General features: G+C 58.1%; 15 protein-coding genes. 6 read left to right on the top strand and 9 right to left on the bottom strand.

Translation table 11 applies throughout. The annotated features are described in order from the left end of the window. Positions 1-14: 14 nt before the first annotated feature. From R1T46_RS08360 to R1T46_RS08345, 4 genes are all read right to left on the bottom strand, one after another. The gene (locus R1T46_RS08360; protein WP_317307972.1) at positions 15-2,090 is read right to left on the bottom strand and encodes a TonB-dependent receptor; all 2,076 of its coding nucleotides are present in this window, start codon (positions 2,088-2,090) and stop codon (positions 15-17) included. 19 nt (positions 2,091-2,109) lie between these two features. Continuing rightward, entirely contained in the window at positions 2,110-2,835 is a 726-nt protein-coding gene (locus tag R1T46_RS08355; RefSeq protein ID WP_317307971.1) for an LrgB family protein, read from the bottom strand. Then, positions 2,828-3,208, bottom strand: a complete 381-nt coding sequence (locus tag R1T46_RS08350; RefSeq protein WP_317307970.1) for a CidA/LrgA family protein — start codon at positions 3,206-3,208, stop codon at positions 2,828-2,830. Before R1T46_RS08350 ends, R1T46_RS08355 begins: the two co-directional genes overlap by 8 nt. Positions 3,209-3,271: 63 nt before the next feature. Then, entirely contained in the window at positions 3,272-4,174 is a 903-nt protein-coding gene (locus tag R1T46_RS08345) for a bile acid:sodium symporter family protein (RefSeq protein WP_317307969.1), read from the bottom strand. Between the two features lie 266 nt (positions 4,175-4,440). Between R1T46_RS08345 and R1T46_RS08340 the strand changes: the two genes are divergently transcribed. Beyond that, positions 4,441-5,892 carry a wax ester/triacylglycerol synthase family O-acyltransferase gene (locus R1T46_RS08340; protein WP_317307968.1) on the top strand — a complete coding sequence of 484 codons (1,452 nt, stop codon included), beginning with the start codon at positions 4,441-4,443 and terminating at the stop codon, positions 5,890-5,892. A 29-nt stretch (positions 5,893-5,921) separates the two neighbouring features. Further along, positions 5,922-6,692 carry a class II aldolase/adducin family protein gene (locus R1T46_RS08335; protein ID WP_007153342.1) on the top strand — a complete coding sequence of 257 codons (771 nt, stop codon included), beginning with the start codon at positions 5,922-5,924 and terminating at the stop codon, positions 6,690-6,692. Positions 6,693-6,702: 10 nt separating this feature from the next. Here R1T46_RS08335 and R1T46_RS08330 read toward each other — a convergent pair whose 3' ends face one another. Next, positions 6,703-7,329, bottom strand: a complete 627-nt coding sequence (locus R1T46_RS08330) for a TetR family transcriptional regulator (protein ID WP_317307967.1) — start codon at positions 7,327-7,329, stop codon at positions 6,703-6,705. 182 nt (positions 7,330-7,511) lie between these two features. Here R1T46_RS08330 and R1T46_RS08325 point away from each other — a divergent pair, with 182 nt between their 5' ends. Together R1T46_RS08325 and R1T46_RS08320 are read left to right on the top strand one after the other, a co-directional pair. After that, positions 7,512-8,615, top strand: coding sequence for a ferredoxin reductase (locus R1T46_RS08325; protein ID WP_317307966.1), 1,104 nt, complete (start codon positions 7,512-7,514; stop codon positions 8,613-8,615). 68 nt (positions 8,616-8,683) lie between these two features. Continuing rightward, the gene (locus R1T46_RS08320) at positions 8,684-9,778 is read left to right on the top strand and encodes a fatty acid desaturase family protein (protein ID WP_213479641.1); all 1,095 of its coding nucleotides are present in this window, start codon (positions 8,684-8,686) and stop codon (positions 9,776-9,778) included. Here the strand turns inward: R1T46_RS08320 and R1T46_RS08315 are convergent. Further along, the gene (locus R1T46_RS08315) at positions 9,775-10,212 is read right to left on the bottom strand and encodes an RrF2 family transcriptional regulator (protein ID WP_041334041.1); all 438 of its coding nucleotides are present in this window, start codon (positions 10,210-10,212) and stop codon (positions 9,775-9,777) included. The genes R1T46_RS08320 and R1T46_RS08315 overlap by 4 nt on opposite strands. Before the next feature lie 185 nt (positions 10,213-10,397). Between R1T46_RS08315 and moaA the strand changes: the two genes are divergently transcribed. Both moaA and R1T46_RS08305 read left to right on the top strand, forming a co-directional pair. Beyond that, complete coding sequence (gene moaA, locus R1T46_RS08310) at positions 10,398-11,390, top strand: GTP 3',8-cyclase MoaA (protein ID WP_041334038.1); 993 nt, start codon at positions 10,398-10,400, stop codon at positions 11,388-11,390. 101 nt (positions 11,391-11,491) lie between these two features. Beyond that, the gene (locus R1T46_RS08305; protein ID WP_317307965.1) at positions 11,492-13,024 is read left to right on the top strand and encodes a cryptochrome/photolyase family protein; all 1,533 of its coding nucleotides are present in this window, start codon (positions 11,492-11,494) and stop codon (positions 13,022-13,024) included. Between the two features lie 22 nt (positions 13,025-13,046). On the opposite strand, the gene R1T46_RS08300 is transcribed toward R1T46_RS08305, so the two are convergent. The 3 genes from R1T46_RS08300 to R1T46_RS08290 are packed head-to-tail and all read right to left on the bottom strand — an operon-like array spanning position 13,047 to position 15,957. Continuing rightward, the gene (locus R1T46_RS08300) at positions 13,047-14,162 is read right to left on the bottom strand and encodes a sn-glycerol-3-phosphate ABC transporter ATP-binding protein UgpC (protein WP_317307964.1); all 1,116 of its coding nucleotides are present in this window, start codon (positions 14,160-14,162) and stop codon (positions 13,047-13,049) included. Between the two features lie 6 nt (positions 14,163-14,168). Then, positions 14,169-15,038 (bottom strand): carbohydrate ABC transporter permease, encoded by an 870-nt coding sequence (locus R1T46_RS08295; protein WP_036208880.1) that lies wholly within the window; start codon positions 15,036-15,038, stop codon positions 14,169-14,171. After that, on the bottom strand, positions 15,031-15,957 hold the full coding sequence (locus R1T46_RS08290; RefSeq protein WP_075194413.1) for a carbohydrate ABC transporter permease: 927 nt from the start codon (positions 15,955-15,957) through the stop codon (positions 15,031-15,033). The genes R1T46_RS08295 and R1T46_RS08290 overlap by 8 nt, the downstream gene beginning before the upstream one ends. Positions 15,958-16,003: the final 46 nt, after the last annotated feature.

Raw genomic sequence — 16,003 nt, 5'->3', positions numbered from 1 at the left:
GCGGCCATTGATCATCAGAATGCCCACTCCAGCCCGGCATAAAAGGTTCTGCCGGGCGCAGGCTCATAGTAGCCCCGGTCTTCTATGGGCCTGTCCGCGTTGGCATTAATGCGGATATTGCTGAAGTAGTCCTCATCCAGAAGATTGCGGATACCGCCGTAGACGCTGAATTTTTGACTGCCCACGCGAACGCTGTCACCGGCCCGAATCCCCAGCAGCCAGTAATCGCTGACCCTGGTTTGGTTGCTGTTCTCAGCGTACAGGTCACCCACGTACTGCCACTCCAGGGCAGCAAACCGTTGCCCGTCACCACGCCACTCCACTTCCGTAACCCATTGCTCCTGCGGTAACCCCGGCAGGCGATTGCCATCGGCGTCATTGCCCTGCTCGTCGGTAAAGTCCTTAAGCGTGTAGTCCGCGAGGGTCACGGCACTGGTTACCCGCCAGGTATAGGAGATATCCCACTTCAGGCCGAGCTCTACCCCATTCCGTTCCGTGCGGCCGGCGTTTTCGTAAAAGGTTCGATTATTGATCTCGTAGGGCAGGATTTCGTCGTCCACTCGAATGGAGAACAGTGCCAGGTCGTAACGGACCCCCTGCCCCAGGCCGCCGCGTATACCGACTTCCCGGTTAAGCGCCTGCTGGGGCTCAATGTCGGGGTTGAAGCCACCGCTGCCGTCGGGATTGGCAAACTCCGTGAAGGTGGGCGCTTCAAAGGCCGTGCCCACCGTGGCGTAGAACTGCTGGCGTGGCGCCAACCGATAGCTGACTCCCGCAAAACCACTGAATTCCCGATAGGTGCGGCTGCCGGAATCGTCGCCGTCGCTGGTCCTGTGATCGTCCACCGATAGCCGCAGGCGATCAAACCGGGTGCCCAGAGACACGTTGAGGCGCTCCGTCAATGCCAGGTCACCCTGGGCAAACACCGCAGCGGTAGTGCCGTTCTGGGTTTCGTCCTGGGTTTGTCCGGTGACATCACCGTTAAACGACACCGAATAGCGACGGCGTTCATCAACCTGGCGATGGAGGTCAGCGCCCACCACCCAGGTCAGCGCAAGGCCCGCGACCTCGCTGCCTTGCTGGTAATCCGTACTGACGCCGTAGAACTGCCGGTCGTAGGCAATTCGGCTGGGGCCGGGAAACGGCAGTTGCTGGGCAAAATCACGGTGCGTGAAAAAGGTACTAACGGCCAGGTCCCCAGTACCCATCTCGGCGGTTTCATACAGCAACCCCAGCGTCTGCTGGTCAACGTCCTGGCCGGCGTCAAGCCGTTCGGCATTGGCTGTCGCCTGGCGACGATCCTGCTCCACCTGGCTCGCTGTCAGGCCGGCCGGGTCTTCCGCTTTTGGCGTGTGCAGAGCATTGAGCGTGGCGGTCAGGCGCTGCCCATCTCCCCATTCGTGGGACAACCGCCCATTGAACAGGCCTTTTTCAACCTCGCTCTGGTCGCGGTAGCCGTTGTAGTTGAGCCAGGACATCGTTGCTATGCCACTGGAAGCCCCCTCACTTCCGTTGGCCTGAAACGTGGTCTTGTAATAGTCGTTGCTTCCCACATCCTGACGCAGGCGCGCGCCCGGCGGCATTTCGTCTCCACGGGCCGTGGTAATGTCGATCACCCCACCGGAGGCGTTACCGTACTGAACCGACGACGGCCCGCGAATCACCTCAATACGCTGGGCCGAGTCCAGATCCACCGCGTCAATCTGCGACTGGCCGTCCGGCAGAGTGTAGGGGATACCATCCACCTGGATGCGAATGCCGCGAATGCCGAACGGTGCCCGGGCGCCAAAACCGCGGGTGGACAGCCGCAGGTTCTGGGCGAAGTTGTAGCGGTTCTGGAAGAACAGCCCGGGGACGGTGTCCAGGGACTCGTCCAATTGCAGCCTTTGCTGGCCCTCGCGGATATCCGGTGCATTGGTCACGGAAACCGCTGCAGGGGTCTCGTAGAGCTCTCTCTCAAGTCTGGGCGACGTCACCTTGATGACGTTGGTGTCCTGCGACTCCACGCTTTGCTGCGCATTGGCGGTGCCCCATGTTCCAGCGAATATCAGCGCCGAAAAGACCACGATCAACATTCTGATAATGACCACTTTACCTCCTGCTTCCGGGTTAAATACCGAGTAGATCCACCAACCAGGGCACAATCAACGCCGTCGCAAACGCCGACAACGCCATGGCCAACCCAGAGAAAGCCCCCATCTGGGAACTGACCTGAAACGCCCGAGCCGTACCTATGCCATGGGCTGCGACGCCCATGGCAATACCTTTCACACTGTCGTCGGTGATGCGCATCCATTCAAACAGCTTGGTGCCGAGCACCGCACCGACAATACCTGTGGCCACTACCAGAACAGCGGTCAGGGACGGGATGCCTCCAATGGTTTCCGAAATCCCCATGGCAACCGGCGCCGTGGCGGATTTTGGCGCCAGGGACATCTGGATTTCCGCGGAACCGCCAAGCAGCCAGGCAAGCCCGATGGAACTGCCCGCCGCAATCACGACACCGCACAACAGGGAAATGGATACCGGCAACCAGAGTTGGCGCAAGCGGGAAAACTGCTGGTAAAGGGGAACTGCCAGCGCCACGGTGGCTGGTCCTAACAGAAAGTGAACAAACTGTCCGCCTTCGAAGTATTCGTCGTAGGAGGTACCAGTGAGCATCAATAGCGCAATCAGCATCGCCACTGAGGTAACCACCGGGTTGGCCAGAGGGCTGGAGTTGGACTTCAGGTATAGACGGTAGGCAAGGCCATAGGCTACCAGTGTTATGGTCAGGCCAAGCAACGGCGACGCTGAAAGATAAACCCAGATATCACGAATGGCCGGCTCATTCATCCCGCTGCCCTCCCGCGCTTTCGGGTCGGGTAAACCATCGCGAGGTTATCTGCATAATGCCAGCGGTGGCGACCATGGTGATAATAGTGGAGAGAAACAGAGCCAGCGTGATCGGCAGCCACTCATCCGCAATCCGGCCGAAATGACTCATCATACCAACACCAGCCGGTACGAACAGTAGCGACAGATGGCTAAGCAAGGCGCTGGAGGCGTTCTCCAGTGGCTCCGGTGTGTAGCCCCGAACCATCAGGGTCAGGAACAGCATTACCATACCCAGCACGGGCCCTGGAATCGGCAGTGAGAGAAGACGAACAGTGACTTCCCCTACCAACTGATACACCAGCAGCAGGGTAATTCCGTTGAGAAAATTCATGGTGGCAGCTCCCGACCGAAAAACGACCCTAGTCAGGAGCATAGCCACTAAGCGGCCTCGTGCCTACCCGGCCTTGGTCCCTGGACGCGGTTGGGTAATGATTGTAGCGGGAATCACTTTCCGGCCGTAGGCCGCCAGCAGGAATCCGATCGGAAACATCAGCACGCCGTATACCGCCGCCGGGATCGACATGGTGCTGGACTCCAGCAGTGTCAGCGTCACCAGTAGGGCAATGGTGCTGTTCTTGATGCCCAGCTCCACGGCAACCGCAATGGATTCGCGCTGGGTCAGACCAACGGCACGGCCTGCCAGGAGCCCCACGAATATGCCGGCAATGTTCAGCAACAGGGTTGCTGGGCCTGCCTGTCGCAGCAAGTCCCAGATCTGGTCGCGTACGCCCCAGATCAGCCCAACAACCAACAACGCCAGGACCACACCGCCAAACACGCTGACCGCGCTTTCTGCACGGCGTGAGAGCTCTGGCGCCCGGGTGCGAAAGACCATCCCAACCGCGACGGGGAACAGGACAATACCCACAAGCATGCCCACCGTTCTTCCCACCGGCAGCGTGATGGACTCCTCCGTGCCGGCATAGAGTTGAAGCGCATAGTTGGTGAACAATGGCAGTGTCACGATGGTTATAAGACTGGCCGTGACCGTCAGCACTATCGACAGGGCAATGTTCCCCCGGGACAGCAGTACAAACAGATTGGAGGTGGTGCCGCCCGGACAGGCCGCAATGATCACCAGCCCCACGGCAATCGCAGAGGACAGGTCGAGCATGGAGGCAATGGCAAAGGCCACCATGGGCATGAGCAGTATCTGCGCAACGGTACCCACAACCATACCTTTTGGAAAAACCGCCACTTGGCGGAAGTCCCTGACCGTCAGGGTCATACCTATACCGATCATGATGATAAACAGGGCAATCGGCAGCCCTGCAGAGATCAGTAGACTGGATTCCACAGTGCCTCCAGAGTTTTTGTTGTATTGAAGTTAGCCAGCGAAAGAAAATAGCACAGGAGGCTATAAAAAAGTGAATCGTGATTCGCAACGACGTGTAACCGCAGGAAAGACAGGAATAGAGTTGCGCGCAAAAAGCTGAACTTTTCAACGCACGTGTTCGTGTGATTGTCTCGGTTGTTGCGTATACTTTCGAACAACAACTATACGAATCCAAACGCATCAGATTGAGTGCAGTTTGGCAGCTTCATAAAGCAAGAGGACGATCAATGAAACGGCTGGGCACACTGGACGCCTCCTGGTTGGCGGTGGAATCGGAAGACACTCCGATGCACGTCGGTAACCTGCAGATTTTTTCACTACCGGAAGATGCTCCGGAGACGTTTCTCAGAGACATGCTCGCGCGCATGAAAGCAGATGCCGATGTAGCGCCACCCTGGTGCTACAAGCTCGCCTTTTCAGGGTTCCTGGGCCGCCTGGTCGCTCCGTCCTGGAAAGTCGACAAAAAGCTTGACCTGGATTACCACGTTCGCCACTCGGCATTACCCCGCCCTGGCAGCGAGCGTGAGCTGGGTATCCTGGTGTCTCGTCTGCATTCCAACCCGCTGGATTTCTCCCGCCCGCTGTGGGAATGCCACATTATCGAGGGCCTGGAAAACAACCGATTTGCGCTCTACACCAAGATGCACCACTCCATGATAGATGGCATCAGCGGTGTTCGGCTGATGCAGCGGGTGCTCAGCAAGGATCCCGGTGAGATTAATATGCTACCGCCATGGTCGGTACGCCCGAAACGAACACGCGGCAGCAAGACAGATTCCGAGGCCAGTATTTCCGCCGCTCTGTCGCAGGCAATGGAAGCCCTGAGGATTCAGGCCGACATGGCCCCGCGCCTTTGGGATGCCATGAACCGCCTGATCCAGTCCGCACGACACCCGGAAGAGGGGCTGACCGCCCCATTTGCCGGCCCGGTTTCCGCCCTCAACCACCGAGTCACCGGTCAGCGGCGGTTTGCCACCCAGCACTACCAGTTAGAGCGAATCAAAAAGGTTGCCCAGGCGTCCAACGGTTCCCTTAACGACATTGTGCTTTACCTCTGTGGCACTGCCCTGCGTCGTTTTCTTGTTGAACAGGATAACCTGCCGGATACGCCACTCACCGCCGGAATTCCAGTGAATATCCGCCCCTCCGATGACCAGGGCACCGGCACCCAGATCAGTTTCATGATCGCATCGCTGGCCACGGACGAAGCGGATCCGCTCTCGCGTCTGAAGAACATCAAACACTCCACCCGCAGGGCCAAACAGCATCTGCAGAAACTGCCGCGTAAAGCCCTGACTCAGTACACCATGCTGCTGATGTCACCCTACATCCTGCAGTTGATGTCTGGCCTCGGCGGGCGAATGCGCCCGGTGTTCAACGTGACCATCTCCAACGTACCGGGGCCCGAGGAAACGCTTTACTATGAGGGCGCTCGGCTGGAGGCGATGTACCCGGTCTCGCTCATTGCCCATGGCGGTGCTCTCAATATCACCTGCCTGAGCTATACCGGTTCACTGAACTTTGGCTTCACGGGTTGTCGCGATACGTTGCCCAGCATGCAGAAGCTGGCGGTCTACACCGGCGAGGCTCTGGATGAACTGGAAATGCTGGCTCTCCCGCCTGATACCGCCACTCAAAAATCCGTCCGCAGAAAGGTCGCCGCCTCCAACAAAAAGTAACGCAACACCTGAGAACGGGAGCCAATGCCATGTCCGAACAACTTTCAATTCCGTCAAAAAGAGATCAGGTCAGCAAGGAAGAATGGCAGCTCCGAGTCGACCTCGCCGCGGCCTATCGTCTGGTCGCCCTGTACGGCTGGGACGATCTGGTATTTACCCATATTTCCGCACGGATACCCGGTGACGAGCACCACTTTCTTATTAATCCATACGGTATGATGTTCGAGGAAATTACAGCCTCCAGCCTGGTGCGAGTGGATCAGGACGCCAACAAGATCAATCCCGACGACTTCGATATCAATCCTGCGGGTTTTACCATCCATAGCGCCATCCACCAGGTCAGGGACGATGCCGCCTGCGTCATGCATTTGCACACCACCGACGGTATTGCCGTATCCGCGCAACAGGAGGGCCTGCTGCCGTTATCCCAGCAGAGCCTGTTTGCACTGGCGAGCCTGTCGTATCACGACTATGAAGGTGTGGCGCTACGGGAAGACGAGAAGGCCCGCCTGCAAAAAGATCTCGGCAATACCAATTTCATGATTCTTCGCAACCACGGCCTGCTGACCACCGGCTCCAGTATTCCCGATGCCTTCCTGGCCATGTACATACTGCAAACGTCCTGTCAGATCCAGATCAGGGCACTGTCGGGCGATCGCCCACTGACGCCAATTCCTGCCGGCATTGTGGATACCATCCGGCAACAGGCGGATCAGGTGACCAAAGGCCTGGGCGGCAAGCTGGCCTGGCCGGGCCTGCTACGCAAGCTCGACCGCATTGATGCCAGTTTCCGCGAGTAATGGTCGACCTTCAGGACTGACTCTTCCAGTTGGCTGCGCCCACAAATATCAGCTGTAGAAAGCGCGCGGTTCGCTGCCGCACCTGTTCTTCCTGATAGTCGTCGTCGGGAGAAATCCCCAGGATGTCTGTCAGGCTGAAGGCCACACTGCGCACCACCAGGTCGCAGGTCATATCCAGATCGGCATCGCTCAGGTGATCAGCCACTTTCAGACGCCGAAGATCATTGGCCAGTTCGCTGGCAAAATAACGCATTTCGCTGCGAATGCCTTCCTGTACCGCCCGGCTCTCCCCCGCCAGCCCCTGGGCCATAAACATGAAAAAGCTGCGATTATTGCGGGCATGGGAGATAAAAATACCGACTGATTCGTCGATCAGTTTGTCCGCCTGCAATACGTTCGCCCGCGCCTCGCGCATCATCCGTCGAAGCACCAGCCCCAATTCGTCCACCAACTGCAGCCCCAGGTCATCCATGTTGCGGAAATGCCGGTAAAACGACGTCGGCACCACGCCTGCCTGCCGGGTGACTTCGCGGATGCCCAGGCTGGCAAAGTGCCGCCCATTTCCCACCAGGGCCAATGCCGCGTTCATCAGTTTTTCGCGGGTTTCACCCGGCTTACGTCGTTGTTTTTCTGCCATGGCCTGGAACTAGCTCATCGGTTGATCACAAGCCAACAAGTGTACACAGACCCACACTAAAAATAACCCGAACTTGTCATTAGAGGACAATGTTAATGGCTTGATTGCCGCCCAACGCTTCGGTGTGTACAGTCGCACACATTAGTGAACACTTGTACACATCAGTACAAAGGAGAGCAATCATGATATCTGTACTGGAAAAGTCACCGACCCTGCACTGGCTGGGCAGGCAGCTTTTTAACCGGGACGACCCGGCTGCCTTTTTCGACCCCCTGCTGGAGCGCATCAACGCGATGTGGGTACGGCAGTACACGCCAGCCAGAGTAAAAGCCATCTACAACGAAACTGCCGACACCAAAACCTTTGTCCTGGCTCCGGCCAGCCGCTGGAAAGGCTTTGCCGCCGGTCAGCACGTCAATATTGGCATCGATGTCGACGGCGTGCGTCGCAACCGAACCTTCAGCCTGTCCAGCTCGCCCCTTCAATGGCGCGCAGACGGCACCGTTACCCTGACCATCAAACGGCTACCCGGTGGTCTGGTGACCAACTGGATGCACGACCACCTGGAGCCAGGCGCTGTCATCGGGCTGGGCGAGGCGTTCGGCGACTTCCAGATTCCCGCTCCGCAGGAGCCAGCCCTGTACATCGCCGGTGGCAGCGGCATCACCCCGGTGCTGAGCCAGCTGGAAACCATGGCGGCATCAGACTATCGGGCACCGGTGACCCTGCTGTATTTCGTGCGCACCCAGGCCGATGTGATTGCTGCGGAAAAGCTGCACGCGCTGGCCAGTCGCTGGCCGGCCTTCACCCTGAAGGTGTTTGCCACCAGCGACACCCACCCGCCCCAGCTCCTCAGCGAGCAACACCTGGATGAGGTTCCCGGCATTCCAGCCCGGCGGTGCTACCTCTGCGGGCCGAAAGGGCTCATGGATCTGGCCAACGATCTCCTGTATCGGCGGGGGATTGGCGAAGACCGCATTCACAGCACCTTCTTCTCCGCACCGTCCGCAAATCTCGACACCGAGTCCCTCGGAGGAGCGGTGCATTTCCAACGCAGCAACCTGGATGTCTCGTCCGAAGGCGATGCGGTGCTGCTGGACATTGCCGAGGCCGCGAAACTGTCGCCACGCTACGGCTGCCGCATGGGCATCTGTCACCAGTGCAGTTGCCGCAAGACCAGCGGCACTGTGATCAACCGCCTGACCGGGAAAGCCTCCGGCCCGGGCGAGGAAACCATTCAGCTTTGTGTGTCTGTTCCGAGCGGGCCGGTGTCTGTTGAACTCTGACCGGCCGCACCACAACGCCTGAACCCATTATTGGCAGACATGGTTCGACCATTCTGCAAGGAGTCACCATGAAAACGATGAACGAAACACAACTGAAAGAGCTTGAAAACGACCTGGACACCATTCGTGACCAGGTGATTTCCGATCTTGGCGAACGGGATGCACGTTACATCCGCAGGATCGTTCGGCTTCACCGATCCCTGGAAATCGGTGGCCGGGTGCTGATGCCCTTCGGGTTTATCCCACCCGTGTTCCTGGCGGCCACCACGGCATTGGGCATCTCCAAGATTATCGAAAACATGGAGATCGGCCACAACGTCATGCACGGCCAGTACGACTGGATGAACGACCCGTCGCTCCACTCGCAGACCTATGAATGGGATACGGTGTGCACTGGCGATTCCTGGCGCCGCACCCATAACTACGAGCACCACACCTACACCAATATTATTGGCAAGGACCGGGACTATGGCTATGCGCTGCTGCGCCTGAGCGACGACGACAAATGGAAGCCGGCCCATAGCTTGCAGCTCATCAACTATATCCTGCTGAGTGTGTTCTTCCAGTGGGGCGTGGGGCTGCATGAGTTGGAGTCTGAACGAATCCGCCGCCGGGAAATCTCGGTACGGGAAAAGATTCCGTTCCTGAAGGACTTCTTCCGCAAGGGCGGCCGTCAGGCCTTCAAGGACTATGTGTTCTTCCCGCTGATCACCTTTCCGGTGGCTCCGGTGGTACTGGCGGGCAACATTGGCGCCAACCTGATCCGTAACCTGTGGTCGTCCACGGTCATTTTCTGTGGCCACTTTACCCAGGATGCGGAGACGTTTACCGAGGAGGAATGCGAAGGTGAGAGCAAGGGCCACTGGTACCTGCGCCAACTGACAGGCTCCAGCAACTTTACCGGCAGTAAGTGGGTGCACCTACTGAGCGGCCATCTGAGCTATCAGATTGAGCACCATGTGTTCCCGGACCTGCCAGCCCACCGCTACCCCGAAATGTCGGAGAAAGTTCAAGCGGTGTGTAAAAAGCACGGTATTCCGTACAACACCGGCACCTTCGCCAAACAGTATTCAACCGTGCTGAAACGCATTTTCGGCTATTCACTGCCGGACCGGATGCGCAACCGGCTGCTACCGGAATTCAGCAACCGGGCCTTGGGTTAAGCGATCTGCAAAAGTCGTAGTAACTGCGGGCGATGCTGGTCGTTAATAATATCGGCCAGCGTGTATCGGTCCAGTACTTCCAGGAATGCCGTCAAGGCCTCGCCGAACATTGATTTCAACCCACAGACCGGCGTGATGCGGCAGGCATTCCTGGAGGAAAAGCACTCCACAACACTGAGATCCTGTTCGGTTTCCCTGACCAGGATGCCAACGTTAATGTCCTCCGGCGCCATGTGCAGGCGCATCCCTCCTTTCTTGCCACGGACGGTTTCGATGTAGCCATTCTTGTTGAGTTGATGAACGACTTTCATCAGGTGATTCTTGGAGATCTCATAGCTGTCGGCGATCTGCTGAATGGTCGCCAGCTCATCACCCTGCACCGCCAGGTAAACCAGAACACGCAGGGAGTAATCGGTGTAACGGGTGATGTGCATTCATCAACTCCAATAAGTCATCGATATCAGGTTCACACCGAAAGTGGCCAAACCGATACGTGTATACGCAGAATTCATAAAACCGGTTCTTACGCCCGAATGGTTCTTTTGTCGATATTGGGTTGGGTTATTCGCCACACATTGGTTATGCTTGTTGTATACAAAGCCAGACGGGGAACTTACCCATGCCCAACGCCACGCTGACAGACCGTTTTGGTCGCACCGTCAACTATGTGCGTCTGTCCGTCACAGACCGCTGCGATTTCCGGTGCGTGTACTGCATGGCCGAGGAGATGACCTTCCTGCCACGGCAGCAGGTGCTGACGCTTGAAGAGATTGCCCAGGTGGCAAAGACCTTCGTATCCCTGGGCACCGAAAAGATTCGGTTGACCGGGGGAGAGCCGCTTGTAAGACGGGGCATTCTGGAACTGGTCAAGGAAATCGGCACATTTGGTCTGCGGGACTTCGCCATGACCACCAATGGCAGCCAGTTGCCCACCATGGCAGAGCCACTGCGCAAGGCCGGACTCAAGCGGCTGAATATCAGCCTGGATTCCCTGGATGCCGAGAAGTTCAGCCGCATCACCCGCACTGGCCGGCTTGCCCAGGTTCTTGATGGTATAGACGCCGCAAAAGAGGCGGGGTTTGAGGGCATCAAACTCAATACCGTTGTCATGAAAGGTGGCAACGACCAGGAAGTACCAGAGCTGGTTGAGTTTGCCCGTAAAAAGAAGGTGGATATTACCTTCATAGAGGAAATGCCACTGGGCGAAATTTCCGATCATGATCGCGGTCAGGTGCTATGCACCAGCGACGAAGTGCGCGATATCATCAGCCAGCGCCATGCGCTGGTTCCCACTCCGGAAGATTCCGGCGGGCCCGCCCGCTACTACCGCATGCCGGACAGCGACGTTCGGGTCGGTTTCATCTCGCCCCATTCCCACAATTTCTGCTCCACCTGCAACCGCGTTCGGGTCACGGTGGAAGGCCGCCTGCTGCTGTGCCTGGGCAATGAGCATTCCGTTGATCTGCGCCGCGTGCTGCGCGGCCACCCGGAAACCGATGACAAGCTCCGTGAAACCATCATCAATGCCATGGACCTGAAACCGGAGCGCCATCACTTTTCCAGCGAGGGTGACGTTCAGATTCTTCGGTTTATGAATATGACCGGCGGCTAGCCTTCCAGCTGAACCAGCCTTGCGCCGCTGGCGTATCCTTCGTACCACATCGTGGCGATCATGGGTGATTGCTGCCCCAGGTACGGAGGTCGTTTCCCGCTATGTCCAATCTGATTCTGATACTCGGCGACCAGCTGACCACCGCCATCAGCGCACTCGACAACGCTGACAGGGAACGAGACAGAATCGTTATGGCAGAGGTCCACGACGAGGCCAGCTACACCAATCACCACAAGAAGAAACTGGTTCTGCTGTTCAGCGCCATGCGCCATTTCGCACAGCGGCTGGAGGATGACGGCTGGCAGGTTCACTACCAGACTTACCACCCCGATAACGAAACCCGAAATCTCGAGTCTGTCATCGCCAATCAGCTCAAAGAAACCGGCGCTGACAGGGTGATCACGACAGAGTGCGGCGAGTGGCGATTGCACGAGCAGGTTAGCCAGTGGCATGAGCGCCTGGGTGTGCCGGTGGAGATCCGGCCGGATACGCGTTTTATCGCCAGCAAGCAGGCGTTTTCGGACTGGGCAGAGGGGCGCAAACAGCTGCGAATGGAATTCTTCTACCGGGAAATGCGACGAAAAACCGGTTTGTTGATGACACCAGATGGCAAGCCTGAGGGCGGCGAATGGAATTTCGACGCCGACAACCGCCGCAAGTGGACGGGAAAACCGGCGGCTCCGGCTCCCTTTCGCGTTGAGCCCGACAAGGTGACCCGGGAGGTGATTGAGGCGGTAGAGCAACACTTTAGCGAACACTTCGGCACCACGGAGGATTTTCACTTTGCCGTCACCCACGAGGACGCAGAGCAGGCATTGGAGTACTTCATCGATTTTGCCCTGCCCTGTTTCGGCGACTTTCAGGATGCCATGTCAGACAATGAAGACTGGCTGTTTCACTCCATCCTGTCGCCCTACATCAATTGCGGCTTGCTGGATCCACTGGCCGTCTGCGAGGCCTCCGCACAGGCCTGGTATTCGGGGCGTGCGCCAATTAACGCAGTGGAGGGCTTTATCCGCCAGATCCTGGGCTGGCGTGAGTTTGTGCGGGGTATCTACTGGTTGCATATGCCGGGTTACGCACAGGAAAACCGGCTCGGTAATACCCGTTCCCTACCCTGGTTCTACTGGACCGGGGACACCAACATGCGCTGCATGCACAAGGCTATTGATGCCACCCGTCGCAATGCCTATGCACATCATATCCAGCGGCTGATGGTGACCGGTAATTTTGCGCTGCTGGCCGGCGTCAAGCCGGAGGAGATCTGTGACTGGTACCTGGCGGTGTACGCGGACGCCTACGACTGGGTGGAGCTACCCAACGTGCTCGGCATGGTCATGCACGCAGACGGCGGTTACCTGGGATCGAAACCCTATGCCGCCAGCGGCAAATACATCCAGCGCATGTCCGACCATTGCAGCAACTGCCACTACAAGGTCAACAAGGCCACGGAAGACGACGCCTGCCCGTTCAATGCGCTCTATTGGCATTTCATCAATCGCCATCGGGAAGACTTTGCCAGCAATCCGCGCATGGGCATGATGTACCGCAACTGGGACAAGCAGAAACCAGAAAGGCGGGAGGCGCTGCTCCAGCGTGCCGACAACTTGCTGGCACATCTGGAGCAGCTCTGAAAACGGAGAGGGGCTGGCGCGACTATGGGCGGATGCGCTTCTCGCTGTCCGGGTCGAAGAACACGACCTTTCTCATGTCGAACATCAGTTCCGCCTCTTCCCCCCAGTTCACCGGGTGTTCCGCATCCAGCCGGCACTGCACATCAACATTGTTGAGGCGAATCACGGCGAGGATGTCCGGCCCGGTGGGTTCGGTCACCTCCACCGTAAACCGGCTCTCGGCCACCATCTGGCTATCCCTTTTCTGTTCATCTGGCTGGCTTATGTGCTCCGGGCGGATGCCGAGCACCACCTGTTTGCCGGCCCACCCCTGCAGGTAATCCGGCACTGGCAGGGCAAGTTTCCGGCCATCGCTGCCCTCAACGTTGACCACCAGGCCTGATCCAGCCTGCTCTACCGTCACATTGATAAAACTCATGGACGGCGAACCCATAAAGCCCGCGACAAACAGGTTCTCCGGCGTGTCGTACACTTCCTTCGGCGTGCCCAGTTGCTGCAGTTCGCCGTCTTTGAGCACCGCGATCCGGTCCGCCAGCGTCATGGCTTCGATCTGGTCGTGGGTCACGTACACAATGGTGGTTTTCAGGCGCTGGTGCAGCTTCTTGATTTCGGTTCGCATTTCCACCCGCAGCTTGGCGTCCAGGTTGGACAACGGCTCATCGAACAAATAAATCTTCGGCCTGCGAGCCAGGGCGCGCCCCATGGCGACCCGCTGTTGCTGACCGCCTGAGAGCCGGGCCGGCTTTTTGTCCAGCAATGCGGAAATCTGCAGCAGATCAGCCACCCGCTCCACTTCTTGCTGGATCTCGTCTTTCGGCATACCGCGGATTTTCAGGCCGAACGCAATGTTCTCGCGTACCGACATGGTGGGATACAGCGCGTAGGACTGGAACACCATGGCGATGTCCCGGTCCTTCGGCTCCATGGTGGATATATCCCTGCCTTCCACCACAATCGACCCACCGGTAATGGATTCCAGGCCGGCAATGCTGTTCATCAGGGTTGACTTGCCGCAGCCGGAAGGCCCAACGAGAGTCAGGAACTCACCGGATGCGATGTCAATATTGATGCCTTTGAGCGTCTCATCGAGAGCCCCCGGGTATGTCTTGCGGATGTCCCGCAGTTCAAGTTGTGACATGTTGTTTTACCCTTTAACCGAGCCGGCCGTCAGGCCGCGTATAAAGTACTTGCCGGCCACGATGTACACCACCAGCGTTGGCAGGGCGGCAATCATGGCGGCGGCCATATCCACGTTGTATTCCTTCACCCCGGTACTGGTGTTCACCAGGTTATTCAGGGCGACCGTTATCGGCTGGCTGTCGCCACTGGCGAATACCACGCCAAACAGGAAGTCGTTCCAGATCTGGGTAAACTGCCAGATCAGTGACACCATGAAGATGGGTGTGGACATGGGCAGAAGAATGCGGAAGAAGATGGTGAAAAAGCCGGCGCCGTCGAGTCGGGCCGCCTTCACCAAAGCGTCGGGAATGGCCACGTAATAGTTGCGGAAAAACAGCGTGGTGAAGGCCACCCCGTAGATCACGTGAACCAGCACCAGTCCGGCGGTGGTGTTGGCCATACCCAACTTGCCCAGGGTGGCCGCCATGGGCAGAAGTACCACCTGGAAGGGCACAAAACAGCCGAACAGCAACATGCCGAACAACAGATCCGAGCCCTTGAACTTCCATTTCGACAGCACATAGCCGTTAAAGGCACCCAGCAGGGTGGAAATCATCACCGCTGGCACCGTCATCTTGAACGAGTTCCAGAAATACCCTTTCACGCCTTCACACTGCACACCGGTGCAGGCCTCGGACCAGGCCTTGGTCCAACCGATGGTTGTCCAGTCGGTGGGCAGTGCCAGCAGGTTGCCAGAGCGGATATCCATGGGCGTCTTGAAACTGGTGATCAACATCACGATCAGCGGAATCAGGTACACCAGGCAGGCCAGAAGCAGCACGCCATAGATAGCAATGCGGCTGGGGCGAAAGCCGGTACGAACCATATCAGTCATGGCGTTTCTCCCTCAGTTCGGAATACAGGTAAGGCACCAACAATGCCAGAATCGCACCCAGCATCAGCATGGCGCTGGCAGAGCCCAGCCCCATCTGGCCACGGGTAAAGGTATGGGCGTACATGAACACCGCCGGCAGGTCGGTGGAGTAGCCCGGCCCGCCCGCCGTCATCGCCATCACCAGGTCAAAACTCTTGATAGCAATGTGGGCCAACACCATCACCGAGCTGAAGAACACCGGCCGCAACGACGGCAGGATGATTTTCCAGTAGATCACCGGCAGGCTGGCGCCATCCACCCGCGCCGCGCGGATGATCGACGAATCCACGCCGCGCAGCCCAGCCAGAAACAGCGCCATCACAAAGCCGGATGCCTGCCAGACCGCCGCCATCACAATGGTGTAGATGGCAAAGTCAGAGTTCACCAGCCAGTCGAAGCTGAAGGACGTCCAGCCCCAGTCGTGCATCAGTTTTTCCAGCCCCAGGCGCGGGTTAAGAATCCAGCGCCAGACGGTGCCGGTGACAATCATGGACAGCGCCATGGGATAGAGATAAATAGTCCGGATCGCGCCTTCCTGGCGGATGCGCTGGTCCAGAAAGATCGCCAGCACCACGCCGATCAACAGGCAGATGCCGATAAAGAGCCCGCCAAAAATTGCCAGATTCCATGAAGCGACGATCCAGCGCTCGCTCTCCATCAGCTTGGCGTATTGCTCAAGGCCGACGAAATTGTAACTGGGCAGGAAGCTGGAATTGGTAAATGACAGCACGCCCGTCCATAGCATGTAGCCATAGATCCCGATGCCAACCAGCAGGAAGGTCGGGGCCACCACCAGTTTGGGCAACCAGCGCTGCAGGCCATCCATCAGGCCAGACGATGCCCTGGCCACCCCGGTGGGGCGACGTTGAGTGTGTTCCATGAGGAATCCCCTGAAGAAACCCGAAGGCCGCCCACCGGGCGGCCTG

This window comes from Marinobacter salarius (assembly GCF_032922745.1).
Lineage (GTDB): Bacteria > Pseudomonadota > Gammaproteobacteria > Pseudomonadales > Oleiphilaceae > Marinobacter.
Note: the sequence above shows the minus strand (reverse complement) of the source record. Positions and strands in the feature narration are given on the sequence as shown.

Bases quoted from the DNA above. Each gene is read 5' to 3' on its own strand.
- R1T46_RS08325 (WP_317307966.1), top strand. From the start codon at position 7,512: ATGATATCTGTACTGGAAAAGTCACCGACCCTGCACTGGCTGGGCAGG.
- R1T46_RS08355 (WP_317307971.1), bottom strand. From the start codon at position 2,835: ATGAATGAGCCGGCCATTCGTGATATCTGGGTTTATCTTTCAGCGTCG.
- moaA (WP_041334038.1), top strand. From the start codon at position 10,398: ATGCCCAACGCCACGCTGACAGACCGTTTTGGTCGCACCGTCAACTAT.
- R1T46_RS08295 (WP_036208880.1), bottom strand. From the start codon at position 15,038: ATGACTGATATGGTTCGTACCGGCTTTCGCCCCAGCCGCATTGCTATC.
- R1T46_RS08330 (WP_317307967.1), bottom strand. From the start codon at position 7,329: ATGGCAGAAAAACAACGACGTAAGCCGGGTGAAACCCGCGAAAAACTG.
- R1T46_RS08290 (WP_075194413.1), bottom strand. From the start codon at position 15,957: ATGGAACACACTCAACGTCGCCCCACCGGGGTGGCCAGGGCATCGTCT.
- R1T46_RS08335 (WP_007153342.1), top strand. From the start codon at position 5,922: ATGTCCGAACAACTTTCAATTCCGTCAAAAAGAGATCAGGTCAGCAAG.
- R1T46_RS08305 (WP_317307965.1), top strand. From the start codon at position 11,492: ATGTCCAATCTGATTCTGATACTCGGCGACCAGCTGACCACCGCCATC.
- R1T46_RS08315 (WP_041334041.1), bottom strand. From the start codon at position 10,212: ATGCACATCACCCGTTACACCGATTACTCCCTGCGTGTTCTGGTTTAC.
- R1T46_RS08350 (WP_317307970.1), bottom strand. From the start codon at position 3,208: ATGAATTTTCTCAACGGAATTACCCTGCTGCTGGTGTATCAGTTGGTA.
- R1T46_RS08340 (WP_317307968.1), top strand. From the start codon at position 4,441: ATGAAACGGCTGGGCACACTGGACGCCTCCTGGTTGGCGGTGGAATCG.
- R1T46_RS08300 (WP_317307964.1), bottom strand. From the start codon at position 14,162: ATGTCACAACTTGAACTGCGGGACATCCGCAAGACATACCCGGGGGCT.
- R1T46_RS08320 (WP_213479641.1), top strand. From the start codon at position 8,684: ATGAAAACGATGAACGAAACACAACTGAAAGAGCTTGAAAACGACCTG.